Origin of the sequence: Pseudoalteromonas lipolytica (genome assembly GCF_001306915.1) — a bacterium.
Taxonomy (GTDB): domain Bacteria; phylum Pseudomonadota; class Gammaproteobacteria; order Enterobacterales; family Alteromonadaceae; genus Pseudoalteromonas; species Pseudoalteromonas simplex.
On record NZ_LJTC01000050.1, the window covers coordinates 1 to 606 of the forward strand.

Consider the following 606-nt stretch of genomic DNA (forward strand, 5'->3'; position numbering starts at 1 on the left):
GTGCTTGACAATGCCGGCAAGTGGGCCAGTAGCAAAGTGGACAGTCGCATTGTGCTCGATGATGTCCTCAGGATTACCGTTGAGGATGACGGTCCTGGTGTTCCAGTAGATGACCTGCCTCGCCTTGGCCAGCGCGGCCGGCGGCTGGATGAAAGTCATCCTGGGTATGGCCTTGGCTTGTCTATTCTGTGGCAACTCATGACGCGCTATGCCGGGAAAGTGAGGTTTGAGCCCAGTGCACTGGGGGGCTTGTGCGTGAGGATGGAGGTGCCCATCAAGGAATCTACCGATTAATTGCGCATTTTCAGGCCTGTTTCAGGTTCGTCAGTCAAACTGGCTCGCGTCAAACATGGACGGGAGTCACACATGGCAAACTCGCGCGTCATCACGCACCCGATGTCACGTCGTCAGATCCTCAAAGGCGGTGCGGCGCTTGGCCTTGGGTCGGCAGCGGCCCTTAGCCTACGTCCTAGCTGGGCCAACCCCTGGGGTCAGACCAATGTCTATTCCAAGGGAGTCGAAGAGGGGCCGGAGGTGTCGCTGGCCATCCGCCGCGAATCGATCCTGATCGACGGCAAGGAGGCACGCCCGATCAGCATCAACGGC

2 protein-coding genes are annotated in these 606 nt (G+C 59.1%); both read left to right on the forward strand.

Annotated elements, in window-relative coordinates:
• Positions 1–294 (forward strand): ATP-binding protein, encoded by a 294-nt coding sequence (locus AOG27_RS22000; RefSeq protein WP_054554913.1) that lies wholly within the window; start codon positions 1–3, stop codon positions 292–294.
• Between the two features lie 72 nt (positions 295–366).
• Positions 367–606, forward strand: a 240-nt coding sequence (locus AOG27_RS21415; RefSeq protein ID WP_200909127.1) for a twin-arginine translocation signal domain-containing protein, incomplete at its 3' end; no start/stop codon positions are given.